Annotated in this window: 11 protein-coding genes and 1 riboswitch; of the genes, 10 read left to right on the top strand and 1 reads right to left on the bottom strand. The window is 51.3% G+C overall.

Features of this window, described 5'->3' with window-relative positions:
• Positions 1–329 precede the first annotated feature (329 nt).
• Complete coding sequence (locus PAEVO_RS29255; protein WP_100540998.1) at positions 330–1,202, top strand: formate/nitrite transporter family protein; 873 nt, start codon at positions 330–332, stop codon at positions 1,200–1,202.
• A 141-nt stretch (positions 1,203–1,343) separates the two neighbouring features.
• On the opposite strand, the gene PAEVO_RS29250 is transcribed toward PAEVO_RS29255, so the two are convergent.
• A complete protein-coding gene (locus PAEVO_RS29250) occupies positions 1,344–3,170 on the bottom strand; it encodes an APC family permease (protein ID WP_100540997.1) in 1,827 nt (608 codons plus the stop codon).
• A gap of 163 nt (positions 3,171–3,333) precedes the next feature.
• Positions 3,334–3,529: riboswitch (cyclic di-AMP (ydaO/yuaA leader) on the bottom strand.
• Between the two features lie 484 nt (positions 3,530–4,013).
• On the opposite strand from PAEVO_RS29250, the gene PAEVO_RS29245 reads away from it, so the two are divergent.
• From PAEVO_RS29245 to PAEVO_RS29205, 9 genes are all read left to right on the top strand, one after another.
• Positions 4,014–6,089 carry a molybdopterin-containing oxidoreductase family protein gene (locus tag PAEVO_RS29245; RefSeq protein WP_243390986.1) on the top strand — a complete coding sequence of 692 codons (2,076 nt, stop codon included), beginning with the start codon at positions 4,014–4,016 and terminating at the stop codon, positions 6,087–6,089.
• A 464-nt stretch (positions 6,090–6,553) separates the two neighbouring features.
• On the top strand, positions 6,554–7,807 hold the full coding sequence (locus PAEVO_RS29240; protein WP_100540995.1) for an MFS transporter: 1,254 nt from the start codon (positions 6,554–6,556) through the stop codon (positions 7,805–7,807).
• A 449-nt stretch (positions 7,808–8,256) separates the two neighbouring features.
• Complete coding sequence (locus tag PAEVO_RS29235; RefSeq protein WP_100540994.1) at positions 8,257–9,510, top strand: sugar ABC transporter substrate-binding protein; 1,254 nt, start codon at positions 8,257–8,259, stop codon at positions 9,508–9,510.
• Between the two features lie 111 nt (positions 9,511–9,621).
• Complete coding sequence (locus PAEVO_RS29230) at positions 9,622–10,527, top strand: carbohydrate ABC transporter permease (RefSeq protein WP_207797550.1); 906 nt, start codon at positions 9,622–9,624, stop codon at positions 10,525–10,527.
• 52 nt (positions 10,528–10,579) lie between these two features.
• Positions 10,580–11,398: a carbohydrate ABC transporter permease gene (locus PAEVO_RS29225; RefSeq protein ID WP_100540992.1), complete on the top strand. Its 819-nt coding sequence runs from the start codon at positions 10,580–10,582 to the stop codon at positions 11,396–11,398.
• Positions 11,399–11,439: 41 nt separating this feature from the next.
• Complete coding sequence (locus PAEVO_RS29220; RefSeq protein WP_100540991.1) at positions 11,440–12,441, top strand: LacI family DNA-binding transcriptional regulator; 1,002 nt, start codon at positions 11,440–11,442, stop codon at positions 12,439–12,441.
• A gap of 24 nt (positions 12,442–12,465) precedes the next feature.
• Positions 12,466–13,227 (top strand): alpha/beta hydrolase, encoded by a 762-nt coding sequence (locus PAEVO_RS29215; RefSeq protein ID WP_100540990.1) that lies wholly within the window; start codon positions 12,466–12,468, stop codon positions 13,225–13,227.
• Between the two features lie 200 nt (positions 13,228–13,427).
• Complete coding sequence (locus PAEVO_RS29210) at positions 13,428–15,593, top strand: glycoside hydrolase family 3 N-terminal domain-containing protein (RefSeq protein WP_100540989.1); 2,166 nt, start codon at positions 13,428–13,430, stop codon at positions 15,591–15,593.
• 58 nt (positions 15,594–15,651) lie between these two features.
• On the top strand, positions 15,652–19,011 hold the full coding sequence (locus tag PAEVO_RS29205) for a GH36-type glycosyl hydrolase domain-containing protein (protein WP_243390985.1): 3,360 nt from the start codon (positions 15,652–15,654) through the stop codon (positions 19,009–19,011).
• Positions 19,012–19,018 lie beyond the last annotated feature (7 nt).

The raw sequence follows: 19,018 nt of genomic DNA, 5'->3' as shown, positions 1-19,018 counted from the left end.
CCCTTGGACAAGGTACTGTGATTATATTATCCATATGAAGTTAAATGACCACAGTACACTCAAAGATGATCAAGAGGAGCCAGGACACAAGGATGTCCACTCCTGATGCATACGTTCGTGATATAATTCACGTTCTTGTTTTGGAGGCTGCGGTACAATATGGGTAACTGTAACTGTAACTGTAACTGTAACTGTAACTGTAACTGTAACTGTAACTGTAACTGTAACTGTAACTGTAACTGTAACTGTAACTGTAACTGTAACAGAAACATCAGACGCTGCATTCGAGAGATTTCAGGACGGAATGCGGGAGAAATGGGGGAGCGGCCATGGCCTATTACAAACCTGATCGCATTGCGGAGATCACCGTGGAGAACGGGGTGAAAAAAGCGCATAACTCCGTCATGAACGTTATGATATTAGGATTTTTGGCGGGGGCTTTTATCGCGCTCGGCTTTTTGCTGGATATTCGCGTGATTGCCGGAGCGTCTGAGGCTTGGGGAGGCATTGCCGGTTTTATAGGCGCGGCGATATTCCCTGTCGGACTGATTCTTGTATTGCTAGCGGGCGGAGAGCTGCTGACGGGCAACATGATGGCCGTGTCCCTGGCCAGATTCAAGAAGCGGATTTCCACGAAGGACATGATGCGGAATTTAGCTCTTGTCACGATAAGCAATATGGCAGGGGCACTGTTCGTCGCTTATTTCTTCGGCCATGTGACCGGTCTGACGGGCAGCGGCGTTTATTTGGAGAAGCTGGTGGATATGGCGGGTCATAAGCTCGACGACAGCTTCCTGCAAGCATTCTTGTCGGGCATCGGTTGTAACTGGCTCGTAGCGCTCGCCGTGTGGCTGTCCTACGGATCCGACCAGATGAGCGGCAAAATTCTCGGAATCTGGTTTCCAACGATGGCGTTTGTAGCCATCGGCTTTCAGCACGTGGTGGCCAACATGTTCCTCATTCCGGCAGCGATATTTGAGGGATATTACAGCTGGGGTGATTATCTGGTAAACTTCATTCCGGTTTGGCTGGGCAATTTTGTCGGAGGTGCGCTGTTTGTGGGAGCTGCCTACGGGTCCGTGTATTTGAAGAAGGATGATAAAGCTGAGGTCATCCCTCGCGGCGAACAAGATAAGGCGCTGCCGTCTGCGCCGGCTACCGGTACTGCTCAACAGGTTCACTCCGCGCAGAATGTTTCGTAATACCGAAGCCTGGTAAGCCAAGGTGGAGGAAAAAAGCTGAGATCGTCACGCACCCTTAAGGATAGGGATCGGATGATCGCAGCTTTTTTAACGTTGTTGGCGAGTGGATTCCTTGTATAAGTCGCAGAAGGAATAAACCCGCTATTTTTTTAAATGGTAAGGTACCGTGGTGATAATCACATCTCTCCGATAGAGTAAATGTGCGCGAATGAGCAAGCTGGACTGATTGTGCAGGAAGTTATGCCAGCCCTTCTTGGGGATGAACTGCGGGATGACAACGGTAACCTGGTAGTCGGATTCGCTAGCCTTCCGCTGCACGGTATCGATGAATTTGGTCAGCGGCTGAATGATGCTCCGATAAGGCGAATGCAGGGTCACCAGCCGGATGTCCGGCTGCCATTTCTTCCATTTTTCCTGGAAGGCCGCCTCGTCCTCCCGTTCGAACGGCACGTACACCGCGATAATTTGGCCTGCTCCCAGCGATTTGGCATAATTCAGCGAGTTCTCCACCACATGGGTGATTCCCGCCACAGGCAGAATAATAACATTTCCCTCAATCGGCTTAACAGGCTCACAGGTCGTAATTCGCAGCTGGTCTGCTACGGCCTCGTAATGTTTATGGATTCGGGTGAAGATCCAAATGATCAGCGGCAGGAAAATCAAGACGGTCCACACTTGGGCGAATTTCGTGAAAAAGAAAATCATCGTCACGATAAAGCTGATGCATGCGCCGGTGGTATTTATGATCAGTTTGACAATCCATCCTTCGGGCTTTTCCCGAATCCACTTCACCATCATCCCCGTTTGGGAGAGGGTAAAAGGGATAAACACGCCGACGGCATACAGCGGAATCAGATGCTCGGTTTTGCCTTCGAAAGCGAGCAGCAACAGAATCGAGAGAAAACCCAGTATGATGATTCCGTTTGAATATCCCAGACGGTCTCCCCGGACGGTGAACATTCGGGGAATGAATTTATCCTTCGCCAGATTTACGGCAAGCAGCGGGAAAGCGGAATATCCCGTGTTGGCGGCCAGAATCAGAATGAGGGCCGTTGTTCCTTGGATGAAGTAATACAGAAAGTTTCGTCCGAAGGTATGCTCGGCAATCTGGGAAACGACAGTGACTTGCTCGCTGGGGCTAACCCCATAGTAATAGGCCAGGAATACGATGCCCGAAAATAACAGGGCCAGCAAGGATCCCATCGCCACCAAGGTTTTGGCCGCATTATTCGGAGCAGGATCTTTGAAATTCGGGATGGCGTTGGAAATGGCCTCAACGCCGGTCAGGGCAGAGCTGCCCGAGGCGAATGCCCGCAGGAGCAGGAATAAGCTTAGCCCGGCGACAGGCGTGCCGATCGGCGTATGCAGATCCGGAGATGCATGGCCTGTAGCAATGTTGAATACTCCGACGCCAATCAGGATAAACAACGCGAGTACAAACAAGTAAACCGGATAGGCCAATATGGAGGCCGACTCCGTAACCCCTCTTAAATTGAGTACGGTCAAACACAGAACGAACACGATGGAGATGGGCAGATTATAGGCGTGCAATTCCGGAAAAGCCGACGTGATCGCGTCCGTCCCCGCCGATACGCTGACCGCAACCGTCAGGATATAGTCGACCAGCAGGGAGCCGCCGGCAACCAGTCCCGGATACATGCCTAAATTTCGTTTGGAAACCACGTAGGCTCCGCCGCCATGCGGATATGAGAAAATAATCTGTCTGTACGATAGGATAAGTGCCAGCAATAAGACCAGGACCCCGACGGCAATCGGTATGGAATACCAATAGGCAGCTGCGCCAACGGTCATCAAGACGATCAGAATTTGTTCAGGTCCATAAGCCACGGACGACAAGGCGTCGGATGAAAGGATGGCCAGCGCTTTGGTTTTGTTCAGCTTTTGCTCGCCCAATTCCGTTGATTTAAGCGGTCTTCCAATGAGGAATCGCTTGATTGAAGATAACATGGTTTTTCACCGCCGATTAAGATTACGTTCATGATGGAAGCTGACTGAATGGACTTCAATCGGTGTGTTTCATAGGCTGGACATACGAACGGTCACCATTCCTATGCTGGATTTTGGCAAACAAAAAACACAGGTTAGAACCCTGTGTTTGATCACAAGTTCACAACCCTCCCAATCAACGCTGACGAGGTTAGCTGTCGGATTCGGGCGGTGAGAGTCGCCCTACCTGATAATAGTCGCGGCGTACGTTCGCGCTGCATCAGGATTCACCCCATAGTATGGTTGACAGATCCTATAGGTATCCATCCATACGTGTGGTTCCCCCGCTTTCCAAATTGGAAATTAAGCGAATATCATGTGAATATGAAGAATGATATCGAAGCTGAATAGTATATTACGCCTGCTCAAATCTTTTGTAAAACACCCTCCAACGAAAAATTAAGCAGAATTATTTATAAAAAATGACAGATAAGCGCTTACATAATTATGTGGCTTTGACAGGCTTTGTTTTTTGCAGGTTTGCTACAGAAATCATGACTTTCTATGATATGTAAGTTGCAGGTAGCTCGAATGTGATGCGATAGAACGCCAATTCAAACAAATTCGCCATGCCGGTCTCGGGGGAGGAGACATTGGCATGGCGAATTTTTTGGGAGTGGTCCATGATTCGGCAAGGAAGAGAAAGGGTCTGGGTTCCTCTTCGTTGCTCTTGATAGGAATATACCCGGAGTGAAGTAGAGTGAATCACCCGCTGCAGAAAAAAATGTAAGACTTTACTGGAGCCCTGATTTTCTTTTAAGATAAGGGGATATGATTCAGCGTGTACAAGGGGGAATGAACGAAATGACTCAAGCGATGATACATCAGGAAAATGGCGTGTTTCCGGCGGTATGTCCGTTGGATTGTCCCGATACTTGCGGCCTGCTGCTGCATAAAGAGAACGGAAAAATCGTGAAGGTTACCGGCAATCCGGATCATCCGATTACGCAGGGAGCCATCTGTAATAAAGTCCGCAATATGGCACATCGGGTGTATCATCCGGAGCGCGTGCTTTATCCGCTGCGGAGGGTAGGGCCCAAGGGCGAGGGGGCTTTCGAGCGAATCAGCTGGGATGAAGCGATTCAAGAGATTACCGGGCGCTACAAGAAGCTGATCGAGGAGCATGGCTCTGAGAGCATCCTGCCTTACAGCTTCTACGGCAACATGGGGATATTGAGCGTGGACGGCATGGATCGGAGATTCTTCAACAGGCTGGGCGCCAGCCGCCTGAAGCAGTCGATCTGCAATTCCGCAGGCAATGAGGGTTGGAAATCCGTCATGGGGTTTAATGGAGGAACCGTCCCGGAGGATACCGTTCATGCCGATGTCATCATCGTCTGGGGCGGCAACATCGTCAGCACCAATATGCACCAGGTCGTGCTGGCGGAGAAAGCGCGCAAGGCCGGTGCCAAGGTCGTTGTGATCGATGTTCATAAGAACCAAACGGGGCAATGGGCGGATTGGTTCATTCCGCTGTTTCCGGGCACGGATGCGGCACTTGCCGTCGGTCTCATGCACATCATGTTCCGTGACGGGATGGTGAACGAGGAGTTCCTCCGGCAGTATACGCACGGGCATGAAGCCTTGCGTGAGCATGTCAAAGACTATACGCCGGAGCATGTATCCTCCATTACCGGCATCCCAGCAGGGGATATCGAGAAGCTGGCCGAACTGTACGGTCGGGCGGATACTTCCTATATTCATATCGGTAACGGTCTTCAGCATCACGACAATGGCGGCTTGACGGTGCGCAGCATCGCTGCGCTTCCCGCGTTGACCGGACAATGGCTGAAGCGGGGCGGAGGGGCTGCCAAGTCGAATGGCGGCTACAACAGCATGGATAGCGATGCATTGGAGCGTCCGGATCTCCGGCCGAATCCGAATGCCCGGACCATTAACATGAACCGGATCGGCGAGGCGCTTGCCATGACCGAACAGCCGATTAAGTCGGTTTTTGTCTATTGCAGCAATCCGCTGGTGGTCGCTCCTGACACCGGGCGGGTACGCGAAGGGTTTGCAAGGGAGGATCTGTTTACCGTCGTACATGATCTGTTCATGACGGATACAGCCAAGTATGCGGATATCGTGCTTCCGGCAACCTCCTCATTTGAGAATACGGATCTGTTCGCTTCTTACTGGCATCAGTACATCCAGCTGCAGGAGCCGGTCATTCCGGCGCTCGGGGAGAGCAAGAGCAACGTGGAGCTGTTCTCCTTGCTGGGCCGGGCCATGGGTTTCACCGACACTGCCTTCCGCGAGACGGAAGAGGAGATGATGGCAAGAGCGCTCGACTTCCCGGACAACCCTTATCTGAACGGCGTCACGCTGGACAAGCTAAAGGAACACCGCCATGTGAAGCTTGACATGACACCGCTTGAAGCATATCTGGATCGTTTGCCGACGCCATCGGGCCGGATTGAGCTTTACTCCGCGCAGTTGGAGCAAGCAGGTCTTCCGCCTCTTCCAACCTACGTGCCTTTGAAGGAAGGATATGACGGCGTAAGGCGCGGTCGCGGGCACAAATACCCGCTCATGTTCATTTCGCCGCCGAACCACAACTTCCTGAATTCGACCTTTGCGAATGTGGATAAGCACCAGAAGCTGGAGAAGGAGCCTGCCTTGCAGATCCATCCGGAGGATGCAGAGGAACGCGGTGTAGAGGACGGCGACATGGTTACGGTGTATAACGACCGCGGTACTTACGAAGTCCGGGCCAAGGTGACGGATAAAATGCTGCCTGGCACCGTGGTCAGCCAAGGCTTGTGGTGGGAAGGGGAAGGCAGGAAGCAGCGCGCCAATACCCTTACGCCCGACAGGTTGTCGGATATGGGCGAAGGCGCTACCTTCTTCTCAACGGTGGTAGAGGTGAAGCGACATTAATGCTTGATATACCTCGACGAGCTGCCCTTCTTCCGAATGTGTTTAAAAGAAGGGGCTCGTTGCTTGCAGCCGGCAAATGGAGTGAGCGCCCGAGATTCGTTAGAGAAGGGCCGATATGGCAGCAGCGGCCCGGCATTCGCTGTTATGGTAAAGCGTCAATGAGTGTGCTTGCTAACAATGGATCTATCAAGCGATACTAGGATTTGGGCGATAAGAAATGACAAGCAATGTTCATTCTTACAGAATTATTGGAGCATCAAAAAGATGGCGTTCGCCTCTTTATTCAAGAAGAATTAGAAAAAGCCCGCATGGGCTTTTTTTTAACATATTAGAATTTATAAAGTTTTTTGGGGTCCCCGCAAAGTATTTGGAATAAGCATCGGAGCGTAGGCTCCACTTTGTGGGGCTATTTTAGGTTATATGCGTAAATATACTGCTAACGAGGCTGCTGGGAGATAATAAACATGAAATGGTTGGAGCAGTACCCTAAGGAAGTAAAAGGTTTTCTTGTTGCAAGTCTCGTTGCCTCTGCAGGCGGGTCCTTGATGTGGCCGCTGACAACGATGTATGTATTCGATGAACTGGGACGCAGCATGAAGGATGCAGGCTTTGTCATTCTGATTCAGTCGATGGGGGGGATCGCCGGTCAACTCCTTGGCGGCGCTCTGTATCACCGGGTCGGGGTGAAAAAGCTCATTGTGGGCTCGCTGCTGCTGAATGCCCTCGGGTTGTTCACCCTTCCGTTCATCAATGGACTTTGGGGTTTGTTCATCGCGATGATGGGTTTCATCGGATTCTGTAACGCGGTATCGATGCCGGCCATTCAGGCATTTATCGGCTTCCGGTTTGCCGATCGGCGGGGAGAACTGTTTAATGTCATCTATGTCGCCAATAATATCGGCGTAGCCTTGGGAACGGCCATGAGCGGTTTCCTGGCGGAGATATCCTATCATTTAAGTTTTATCTTAAACGGTGTCACGTCCTTCGGATTTGCGATTTTCTTCCTGTCCTACTTGACGAAGCTGGGGGGAACGGGCGTATCGCAAGAAGCCCATCATCCGCAGCCTAAGAGTCCGCTGCCGGCGGGCCCCGGGGCTTGGGCATTGCTCGGGAACACCCGAATCTATCTCTTTATGGGATTGGGTTCGCTCTTCCTGTGGTTTGGTAATTCCATCTGGAACACAGGGGTGTCTCCATTTATCATCTCGGAGGGAATGTCCAAGACGGCATACGGTTATTTATGGACGCTGAACGGGATCTTGATTTTTGCCGCGCAGCCGGTCACGAATGCCATTAAGCGCTGGGCGGCCCGTACAGAGAGCAGTCAGATGACGGCAAGCGCTTTGTTCTATCTGGCAGCTTATGTTGTCATCGTGACGGTGCACAGTTATCCAGGCATGATCCTCGCAATGGTGCTGGCCACATTGGGCGAGATGTTGATTTCGCCTGCGATCCCGGCTTTTATCTCGGATCGCGCAGGGCAAGCCGCTCCGTTCTATATCGGCGTGACAGGCGGCTTGGGTGCCGCGGGCCGGGTGATTGGGCCATATGCGATGGGAACGATGTATGACGGCGGCGGGTTGACGCCGGTGGCATGGTTGGCTGCAGGTGTTGCCGTGTTGTCATTTCTGTCATTTGCGGTACATGCCCGGCTTAGTAAGCACATCCCGCTGCATCATGACGGTCATGACAAGAATGCAGGTCACCTTAACGCCTAGCCCAAGTTTTTAAAAGCTGAAATAATTCCAGGATATAGGATGAAGCAGCAGGCCTACTTCGGAGCTTGCTGCTTTTTTGTCCGCGGTTCAAGCCTTACACCCCTTGTCAAAGAAACGCCTTACAAAAAAAATAAAAAGGATATTGAAATCGCTCTCAGAGGGAGCTATAATGAACTTGTCGAAACGTTTCAAAACAGAATGCGTTTTTTGAAGATATCAAGCAAGCAATTTTTTTATTATGAATACACAAGAGCATGTTTATCCCTAGGATGACCATGGAAAGGTGCTTTATAGGGGGAATGAAGAGACAGTAGGATTATAGAAACAACCTTTATCCGGCGTCTTTATTTTTTCGAATAAAATCGAAACGTTTCGAAGTAAGTGCTTTCAATTCGGTTTTGTATTACGTTTCGCATGGTGGTAAACATTAAAAACGGGGTGAATGTAGAATGAGAAAAAAATCAATATTGTGGACGTTGGCAGCATTGCTGGTGTTCTCCGTCGTATTAGCCGGATGCTCGGGCGGGTCTGAGAAAGCAGACGGAGGTAGCGAAGGCGGCGGAGGCAAGAAGGAACTAAAAGTTTGGCTGATGGGTGACACATCTGACGAAACCTTGATTAAGCAATATGAAGAGAAGAATCCAGGCGTTAAGGTAAGCGTTCAATTGATTCCTTGGGGCAGTGCCCATGACAAGCTGCTTACAGCGGTTGCATCCAAAAGCGGCCCGGACGTCGTGCAGATGGGAACAACCTGGATTCCAGAATTTGCTCAGGCTGGAGCTTTGCTCGATCTGACGCCGTATCTTGAACAGTATCCAAACTTGAAGCAGGAAAATTATTTTGACGGTGCTGTGCAAACCATGAGTTATGATGACAAGGTTGTCAGCATCCCATGGTATGTGGAAACGCGCGTACTGTTCTACCGTACGGACATTTTGGCTGAAGTAGGCTATCCGGAAGGTCCTAAGACTTGGGATGAAATGAAGGATGCCGGCAAGAAACTGGCAGCTAGAGGAGACGGCAATTACGCTATTACCGTTGATGCTAAAGACATGAACTATCTGTCCATGTTTGCTTGGCAGAATGGAAGCGATATGATCGATGAGAACCGGACCCCGCATTTTAACGAGCCGGAATTCATGGGAGCCATGGAATACCTGAAGAGCTTCTACGATACGGGTATGACGCCGCTTGCCAGCGATTTGGATCTGTTTGCCGCATTTAAAGACGGGCAATTCCCGATGTTTATCAGCGGTCCTTGGATGATTCAGGGCGTTAAAGACAAAGCGCCTGAGATTGAAGGCAAATGGGCTACGACGACACTTCCAGCTAAAGAAAACAATGCATCGTTCCTCGGCGGAGCGAACATGTCGGTATTCAACACAACCGAAAATGCAGATGAAGCCGTTAAATTCATATCCTTCATGAGTGAAAAAGAATCGCAGCTGACCAACTATGATGTGGCCAAAAACCTGCCTGCTGTTAAGAGTGCATGGGAAGACCAACGCTTTGAAGATCCGATTTTTGCTACCTTCGGAAAACAGCTCGAAAGCGCTAAGCCTGTTCCGTTCATTAAGGAGTGGGATGCTATCTCCCAAGAAGCCATTGCGGCATTTGAGAAAATTACCTTTGGCGGAGCTGACATCAAAGCAGAAATGGATCTGTTGAATCAGAAAGCTACTGAAATTCTAAACAAAAAATAAAGAGTGCGTCTTAACGCAGCCCGGCTTGTTTCTCCGAAGGATGAAACAAGCCTGACTGCTTCCAAAGAGCGTTATTCTCTAATTGAGGAAACCCACACTTGCAGGAGGTGAATGACATTGCAGAACTTTATCAAGCGCTTTAACCAATATAAGTATCCTTATATGTTTATTGCGCCCGCACTGGTCCTGCTTCTGACGTTTTCAATCATTCCGATCATCATTGCGCTTGTCATCAGCTTCACGGATATTGACCTTGCTGGTCTCGCTAATTATTCAAACATTGAAGGCGTTGGCTTCGATAATTTTATGAATGTATTTAAAGATCCGGTCTTTCTGAAATCCATGTTTAACACCATGTTCTATGTTATTATCGGAGTTCCGCTTGTCGTAATGCTTGCCATGGGCGCTGCATTGCTACTTAACTATGGCACGGGATGGTTGTTTAAGACATTCCGCGTCGTGTATTATATGCCTTCCATTACGAATATTGTAGCGGTCGCGGTTGTTTGGGGTTACTTGTATAACAGCCACTATGGCCTCTTTAACCATATATTGTCCTGGTTCGGGGTTCCGGCTCAGCAGTGGCTGACAGATCCGGCACTAGCCAAGCTATCGCTGATTCTGCTGGCCGTATGGAAATCCATCGGACTCAATATGATCATTTTCCTTGCTGCGCTGCAGGGCATTCCACGCTCCTATTATGAAGCAGCGGAGATCGATGGTGCGAGCAAGTGGAAGAAACTGTTGTATATCACGGTTCCGCTGCTTAGCTTTGCGACTTTCTTTGTCACCATTACGACGCTGATCGGCTGGATTCAATTCTTCGAAGAGCCGCTGGTTATGACCAAGGGCGGACCGCTTAATTCCACGATGTCGATGGCTCTCTTTATTTATAACAATGGCTTCCAGCTGAGCAATTTTGGTTATGCGGCTGCAGGATCGTTTGTGCTCTTCATCATCATTATCGCTGTAACGGTCGTACAATTCGCAGTCAAGAAGAAAGATGTCGAATATTAAGGTTCAGGTTCAAGGTAATGTTTTCGTATCGTAACTGAAGGAGGCTCAGGGTATGGCAGCTAAAAGAATTGAGAAAACAGTCATGACGGTGCTGCTCATTGCAGGGGGACTGCTGATGATGATTCCGTTTATATGGATGATCACGTCCTCATTCAAGCCGGAAAATGAATTTACGGCGGTTCCGCCGACGTTATTACCGAAAGAATTTACGATTGAAAATTATGTGGATTTATTTACGAAGCTGGACTTTATCGTATACCTGAAAAATACGCTTATCATTGTGTTCTGGTCTTTTGTCGGTCTGTTCCTCAATGCGCTTGCAGGATATGCATTCGCTAAATACGAGTTCCCCGGCAATAAGAAGCTTTTCTATCTGGTGCTGGCAACGATGATGATTCCGGGGCAAGTTACCATGATCCCTGTATATCTGCTGATCAATGCAATGGGCTTGACCAACACGATGGCAGGCATTGTGCTGCCTGGCTTGGTCGGGGCTTTCGGTATTTTTCTATTCCGACAGTTTATGTCCACCATCCCAACGGATCTGATTGAAGCATCGAGGCTTGATGGAGCAGGGGAACTGCGGATCTTCTTCCAACTGATCGTTCCGATCACGAAACCCGTGTTTGCTGTACAGGGAATCTTGGCGTTCATTGGCGCCTGGAACAGCTTCCTGTGGCCTCTCATTATGGCAAACGATCAAAAGCTTTATACGCTTTCGGTGGGTCTGCAGCTTCTGAAAGGGCAGCACGGATCTGATTTCGGCCTCCAGATGGCAGGCGCTGCATTTATGGTTGTTCCGATTATCATCGTATTTTCTTTCTTCCAAAAACATATTATTGAAGGATATACGATCTCTGGCATGAAATAAAATAGATAGAGTTTTATAAGTAGTAGAAGGGGCGAAAGGAAATGGCAACGATAAAGGATGTGGCAAAGCTCGCTGGAGTCGCCTTGTCAACGGCTTCATACGCGTTAAGCGGCGACAGCAGAGTGAGTTCCAAGACAAGATCAAAGGTGCTCGATGCAGCAAGGCAGTTGAATTATCGGAAGAACGGATTTGCCATGGATTTGAAGCGGAGCCGCACCAAGACAATCGCTCTTATTCTGACGGATCTATCCGGGCCTTATTATTCTGAGCTGATCCGAAGCGTACAGGAAGTCGCTTTAACCAACGGATATGATCTGATCGCCTGCAGTTCGATGGGTGGCAGAGATTCAACGGCGGTTAAATTTCTGAGAGAGAAAAGGGCGGACGGTGCCATCATACTTGCACCTAATATCCGGGATGAAGTTCTGATCGAGACCTCGGGTCCCCAATTTCCGATTGTCGTGATGGATCGTCCATTGTGCAGCGAATACCTGGTCAATGTGCTGGTCGATGGGGAACAAGGAGGATACACGGCCACCCGTTATCTGCTTGAGAACGGCCATCGGCATGTGGCATACATCAGCGGCTCGCCGGATTCGTACGATAACCATTTGCGTTATCAGGGATATTTACGGGCACTTGCCGAGGCAGGGCTGGAGGAACAGTCGAAATGGCGTCTCAGCGGAAACTTCGTGCGCGAGGGCGGTTACAATGCGACCAAGATGATGATTATGCAGGGGTCGCTCCCGTCGGCGGTGTTCTACGGCAACGACGAGATGGCCATCGGAGGATTGAAGGCTTTTGAGGAGAGCGGCATATCGGTGCCTGATGATGTATCCGTCATCGGATATGACGATATTCAATTAGCCGAATACGTGAATCCGCCGCTAACCACCATCAAGCAGCCTAAGAGCGAGGCGGGATCGCTTGCAGCCCATTTGCTGTTTCAAATATTGGGCGGTGAATCCGTGAAGCAGTCTTATATGCTGACGACCGAGATGATGGAACGGGCATCTGCAGGAAAGAGCAAAGTAGAGAATTAACGGACCGGATTGGAGATGAGGAACTTGGCATGGATCACGTGTAATTTTTATTCCGAAACACTGAAACTGTCTACAGGCATCGAGGTTTTTCTACCGCAAGCCGCTTTGATGCCGTACGGTTCTTCTTCGAAACTGCCGGTGCTTTATTTGCTTCACGGCCGAGGAGCGGATCAGACCGAATGGATGCGCAGGTCGTCCATCGAACGATACGCCGAGAATAAAGGCATCGCGCTCGTGATGCCGGGAGTCGGACGAAGCTATTATATGGACATGGCAAACGGCTTGCCTTACTTTACCTTCCTGAGCGAGGAGCTTCCACAGCTCGTTCTATCCTTTTTTCCGGTGTCCGGACGAAGGGAAGATACCTTTGTCGCCGGAATTTCGATGGGGGGTTACGGAGCGTTCAAGCTGGCCATGAGTTATCCGGATCGTTATGCGGCAGGCGCAAGCCTATCGGGTGGGCTGGATCTCGCCAGTCGTGCTGCAGGACCGGGCTTTCAGGAGCAAGAAATTCGAACCCTCTTCGGCCATATCGACGGTTTACGGGGGAGCCGGGACGATTTGTTGTTTTTGGCCACGGAATTCGCGGCATATACAGGGGATAAACCGACGTTGTACCAGTGCTGCGGGACAGAAGATTTTTTGTATAACGATAACCAAACCTTTAGACGATATGCGGACAGCCTGGGGCTTCACATCACCTATGAGGAAGAACCCGGTGGTCATGAATGGGGATATTGGGATCGCAAAATTCAGCGTGTGCTGGATTGGCTGCCCCTGCCCTGAATTTTTTGTCCGCATCTATTGAAACGTTTCGATTAGATGCACGAATTAGCGCTGATTTCATCGTTTTTTAAATGGTTGATTAGTAAGCAAAAAACCTTTATGGAATATATGATTATATAACAAATAATGATTGATTTCAGAAAATCAAAACGTTTCGAATTAACGATAAAGTGAATGGCAATGACAAAGGAGGATGGGAAATGGCAGATCAACAACTACTTTCTCTGGTAGAGCAGATGACGCTGGAGGAAAAAATTGCGCAGCTTATACAACTGGCCGTCCCTTTTTTCGAAGGTGCTCAAGAATCGGGGCAGATTACAGGACCGATGGAATCGCTTGGCATCACCGATGACATCGTAAGTAATGCCGGCTCCGTGCTGGGTTTGGCGGGTGCGGAGGAAGTGATAGCCGTCCAAGAGGCACATTTGCGTAAAAATCGATTGAAAATTCCACTGCTGATGATGGCCGATATCGTTCACGGCTTTAAAACAATCTTCCCGGTGCCGCTCGCCATGGGGAGCTCGTGGGACCCTAGCCTCGCGGAGCGGAGTGCGGAAATCGCTGCGCGCGAAGCCGCGGTATCCGGCCTGCATGTGACTTTTGCACCGATGGTGGACCTGGTGCGCGATCCCCGCTGGGGACGGGTGATGGAGTCGACCGGTGAAGATCCTTATTTAAACAGTGAATTTGCCAGAGCCTTTGTCAGAGGTTTCCAAGGGGATGACCTGAGCGGGGATCTCAGCCGGCTGGCCGCTTGCGTGAAGCACTTTGCCGCGTATGGAGCAGGCGAAGGCGGCCGCGATTACAATACGGTGGACATGTCCGAGCGTCAGCTGCGGGAATATTACTTGCCTGCATACAAGGCTGCGCTGGATGAGGGTGTCGAGATGGTCATGACCGCCTTTAATACCGTGGATGGCATACCGGCTACGGGCAATAAACGGCTGATGCGCGATTTGCTGCGCCGCGAATGGGGCTTTGACGGCGTGCTGATCTCCGATTGGGGAGCGGTCAAAGAACTGATCCCTCACGGGGTAGCGGAGGACGAGGCAGAGGCAGCGTTAAGAGCCATCGAAGCGGGCGTGGACATCGAGATGATGACGTCCAGCTACGTTCATCATTTACCGGACATGGTACGAGAAGGCCGGGTAGACGAGAGCCTGATCGATGAAGCGGTGCTGCGTATTCTGTCATTGAAAAAGCGCCTTGGACTGTTCGACCGCCCTGTGCGGGGAGCCGATCCACAGGCGGAGCGGGAGATTGTGTTCTGCGAAGAACACCGCCAGGCGGCCCGGGTGGCCGCGGCGAAATCCTGCGTTCTTCTGAAAAACAACTCGCTACTGCCGCTGCGCGGTGAGCAGCATGTGGCATTGATCGGTCCGTTCGCCACCAGCGGTGATATTCTTGGGCCATGGTCATGGACAGGCTCCAAGGAAGATGCGGTAACCCTGGAACAGGGACTGCACGCCAAGCTGCCTTCCGGCGCGCTGACGGTAGCCGAGGGCTGCAGCGTGAGCGCTATGACCGGACAGCAGCTGGATGAGGCGATGAAGGCTGCGAAGGCATCCGACGTGATCGTGCTGGCGCTGGGCGAGGATTCCGAGATGAGCGGAGAAGCCGGCAGCCGTGCGTTTATAACCCTGCCGCAGCCGCAGCTCGAGCTGATCCGGCATTTGAAAACGCTGGAGAAGCCGATGGTTGCCGTATTGTTCAACGGGCGCCCGCTGGATCTGCACGGCGTGCTGGATGAGGTCGATGCCGTACTGGAAGCCTGGTTCCCGGGAAGTGAAGGCGGAGCGGCCGTAGCTGCACTGCTTATGGGGGAGCAGAACCCTTCCGGACGTCTGAGCATGTCGTTCCCTTACTCCGTCGGACAGGTGCCTGTATACTACAACCATTATAATACCGGGCGGCCAAAGGATGCGCCGGATGCGCAGGAACGCTATGTATCGCAATATTTGGACATTCCGAATGAGCCGCTGCTTCCGTTTGGATTCGGCCTCAGTTATACGGATTTTCTCTATGGGAGCATGAGCCTGTCGGCGGAAGAAATGTCCCCGGATCACCCGCTTGAAATCACGGTTTCGGTAACGAATGCCGGCGACAGGGCTGGTGAAGAAGTCGTTCAGCTGTACGTCCGAGACCGATCCGGTGAGGTCGTTAGACCTGTCAGGGAGCTGAAGGCTTTCCGCAAGGTGCTGCTGCAGCCGGGCGAACGCCAGGAAATCACGTTTACGCTGACCGAAGAACAGCTTCGCTATCATCACTCGGATTTGTCTTTCACCAGCGATGCGGGCGAGTTCGACATCATGGTCGGAAAGAACAGCCGGGACACGGAGACCAGACGTTTTCGGCTTCGGAAATAACACGACTCACATCATTTACGCAGAATAGGAAGTGAAACTTGTGACAGCCAATCATGTAATGAACGATGCAAAAGTTGTACTCCAGGCGGGAGAATTGACGTTTTCCTTTTTGCCTAGCGGTGATCTTTATCAAGCCACTTACGGTACGACGATGATCAATCAGCTGCTCTCCAATTCGATTGATGGCGCCCTCAACAATTTGTTTCTGAGAATCCATACCGAAAGCGGCATCGAGGCCGTTCCTATGCTCGGGGTACACTCTAACAGCGCGGTCACTCATGCGGATAACCGGGTGATATGGGAAGGCAGCGTCAAGGGAGTGGATTATAAGGTTCTGTTTACCCCAACGGATACCGGCGCATGGTTCTGGGACGTCGAGCTCCAGGGGAAAGGAATTCAAGCCGACGTCGTGTATGGGCAGGATATCGGCATCGCCCATCCGGGCGCCGTTCGAAACAATGAAGCCTATCTGTCCCAATACATCGACCATGCTGTGTTCGAGAAGGAAGATCTGGGGTATGTCGTATGCTCCCGTCAAAATCAGCCGCAGGGAGGCGTATTCCCTTATCTTCAACAAGGAGCGCTGACTTCTGCCGTCGGGTATGCAACGGATGGCTTTCAGTTCTTTGGTCTTTCTTATAAAGAGACGAACCGGGCTGAGGCTTTATCCAAGGAGAGCCTGCCGAATGAGGTCTATCAATATGAGTTTGCCTATACCGCCCTGCAGTCCCCTCGCGTAACGCTGAATGGCACGGCACGGTTCGTATTTTACGGCTTGTTTAAGGAGAATCATCCGGATGCGGTCACAACGCTTGAATTCCAGGATGAGCTGCAGGCTGCGTGGCAGCAGGCTGAAGCGCGCCGCTTGACGGAGACGGGCAATTCGCTGCCCCGGATCGAGCGATCCGAGCGCTTCGGGGAACCTTTGCGCACATTGCCGCTGACGGAAGACGAGCTGAACGCTTTGTACCCTGTACGCCGCCAAGAGGAGCGTGACGGGGAAGAACTGCTCTCGTTCTTCACGGATACTTATGAGCATATCGTCATGAAGGAGAAGGAGCTCCGCGTAGAGCGTCCGCACGGCCATATCTTGATGAGCGGCAACAATGTAAAGCTGGGCAGTCCTGTCATCACGACAACCTCTTACATGTACGGCGTGTTTAATTCCCAGCTGGTGACGGGGAACACGAACTTTAACAAAATGATGAGTCATGCGCGAAACGCACTGAACGTGCCTAAGACATCCGGACAGCGGATTTATGTCGAGATGGACGGAGAGTACCGCCTGTTGACGATGCCGTCCGTGTTCGAGATCGGCTTTAACTATGTACGGTGGTATTATAAGACCGAAAGCGACATGCTGATCATCACCAATTTCACGTCTGCCGCGGCTCCGGAGGTTACGCTTCAAGTCCGTTCCGAGAGCGGGAGGGCTTATCGTTATCTGGTCACCATGCAGATCACGATGGATGTCAATGAATATGAAGTGCCGTATCAAATGGTTCAGGAAGACGGCATTCTGACTTTCCGTGCCGATTCGGCATCGCTCAGCGCTTCCGTGTACAAGGAACTGCATTATCGTCTTGGCGTGACGGGAGCCGATATGCAGGTTAAGGACGAAACTTGTCTGGCAAGCCATATCGCGCCCGGCAGTGCCTCCCTAACGGTACTTGAGCTTGGCGAGAGTACGGAATGGACCATGACGGTACAAGGCAGCCTTGATGCAGCGAGCGCTCCGCTAGTGGCGCGGGAAGCCGATGAAGAGATTGCAAGCTACCGCTCATTCTATGCGTCCGTCATGAACGGGTTTCATCTGAGCCGGCAGAATGGGCAGGAAGACGGCTTGTTCAAGGTAAATGCGCTGGCCTGGTGGTATACGCATAACATGCTCGTTCACTATTCGGTACCGCACGGCCTGGAACAATACGGCGGCGCAGCGTGGGGAACGCGCGATGTATGCCAAGGGCCTGTCGAATATTTCATGGCTACGCATAAATACGAGCAGGTACGCGAGATCCTGCTTGAAGTGTATTCCCACCAGTATGAGGATGACGGAAATTGGCCGCAATGGTTCATGTTTGATCAATATGCTCATATTCAGCAGGAAGAGAGCCACGGCGATATTATCGTATGGCCGCTTAAGGTGCTGGGCGATTACTTGGCCGTTACGCATGATTACAGCATATTGGAGTCGGTTGTTCCTTACACAAGAAAACACAGCTTTGATTTTACGGAGCAGACGTATACCGTGCTTGAGCATGTGAAGAAGCAAATGGCCTATATCCAAAATCATTTCCTGCATGACACCTATCTGTCTTCATATGGAGACGGGGATTGGGACGATACGCTTCAGCCGGCTAACGCGCAGCTGAAGCAGTTCATGGTCAGCAGCTGGACGGTGGCATTGACCTATCAGACCTTGAACCAGTTCTCCCGCGTTATGGAGGGTGTGGACCAAGTGATGTCCGATGCCATGGGGGAACTCGCGGAAGGAATTCAGCGGGATTTCAATACGTATATCTTGAACTCCGAAGTCATTCCGGGCTTTGTCTATATGGAGAGCAAGGAGCAAAGCAGATTCCTGCTGCATCCGTCCGATGAGGAAACGGGAATCCAGTACCGGCTGCTTCCGATGACGCGCAGCATGATCAGCGAGCTGCTGACGCCGGAGCAGGCAGCAAGCCATTATGAAATTATCCGTGAGCAGCTGTTCTGTCCGGACGGCGTGAGATTGATGAACCGCCCGGCCGTATATGCCGGCGGCGTCAGTACGCACTTTAAGCGGGCGGAGCAGGCGGCGAATTTTGGCCGGGAGGTTGGCCTTCAATATGTGCATGCGCACATCCGTTATGTGGAGGCGATGGCAAAGCTCGGCAAGAACAGCGAGGTTTGGAGCGGGCTGGAGCGCATCAACCCGATCGGCATTACCGAGGTTGTGCCGAATGCGGAACTGCGTCAGAGCAATGCGTATTTCAGCAGCTCGGACGGGAAGTTCAACACGCGTTATGAAGCGCAGGAATCGTTTGATGCGCTGCGCAGCGGACGCGTGCCTGTCAAAGGCGGCTGGCGGATTTATTCCAGCGGTCCGGGGATCTACATGAACCAGCTGATCTCCAATGCGCTTGGCATTCGCGAAGCGGGAGGAGACCTGGTGATTGATCCGGTCCTGCCGAAGACGCTGGATGGCCTGGAGTTCCAATTCAACTATGCGGGGATAGCGGTAACGTTCATTTATCACGTGGTTCGCGCCGAGCAGACCCGTATCACGATTAACGGGCAGGATGTGGCAGTGGATGCTATCCGGAACCGATACCGCGCAGGCGGCGTTCGTATTGCGGGTGCGGATTTCAAACGATTGGCCGGAGAGGGCGACACCGGCTGTGTCGTGGATATTTACACCTCTATTCATGAACAATAATTCCTAA

The sequence above is a fragment of the Paenibacillus sp. GM2FR genome, from assembly GCF_002803325.1.
Lineage (GTDB): Bacteria > Bacillota > Bacilli > Paenibacillales > Paenibacillaceae > Paenibacillus_AQ > Paenibacillus_AQ lautus.
This window is presented reverse-complemented; position numbering and strand designations above follow the sequence as displayed.

Bases quoted from the DNA above. Each gene is read 5' to 3' on its own strand.
- PAEVO_RS29210 (WP_100540989.1), top strand. From the start codon at position 13,428: ATGGCAGATCAACAACTACTTTCTCTGGTAGAGCAGATGACGCTGGAG.
- PAEVO_RS29220 (WP_100540991.1), top strand. From the start codon at position 11,440: ATGGCAACGATAAAGGATGTGGCAAAGCTCGCTGGAGTCGCCTTGTCA.
- PAEVO_RS29255 (WP_100540998.1), top strand. From the start codon at position 330: ATGGCCTATTACAAACCTGATCGCATTGCGGAGATCACCGTGGAGAAC.
- PAEVO_RS29240 (WP_100540995.1), top strand. From the start codon at position 6,554: ATGAAATGGTTGGAGCAGTACCCTAAGGAAGTAAAAGGTTTTCTTGTT.
- PAEVO_RS29225 (WP_100540992.1), top strand. From the start codon at position 10,580: ATGGCAGCTAAAAGAATTGAGAAAACAGTCATGACGGTGCTGCTCATT.
- PAEVO_RS29250 (WP_100540997.1), bottom strand. From the start codon at position 3,170: ATGTTATCTTCAATCAAGCGATTCCTCATTGGAAGACCGCTTAAATCA.
- PAEVO_RS29205 (WP_243390985.1), top strand. From the start codon at position 15,652: ATGAACGATGCAAAAGTTGTACTCCAGGCGGGAGAATTGACGTTTTCC.
- PAEVO_RS29235 (WP_100540994.1), top strand. From the start codon at position 8,257: ATGAGAAAAAAATCAATATTGTGGACGTTGGCAGCATTGCTGGTGTTC.
- PAEVO_RS29230 (WP_207797550.1), top strand. From the start codon at position 9,622: ATGACATTGCAGAACTTTATCAAGCGCTTTAACCAATATAAGTATCCT.
- PAEVO_RS29245 (WP_243390986.1), top strand. From the start codon at position 4,014: ATGACTCAAGCGATGATACATCAGGAAAATGGCGTGTTTCCGGCGGTA.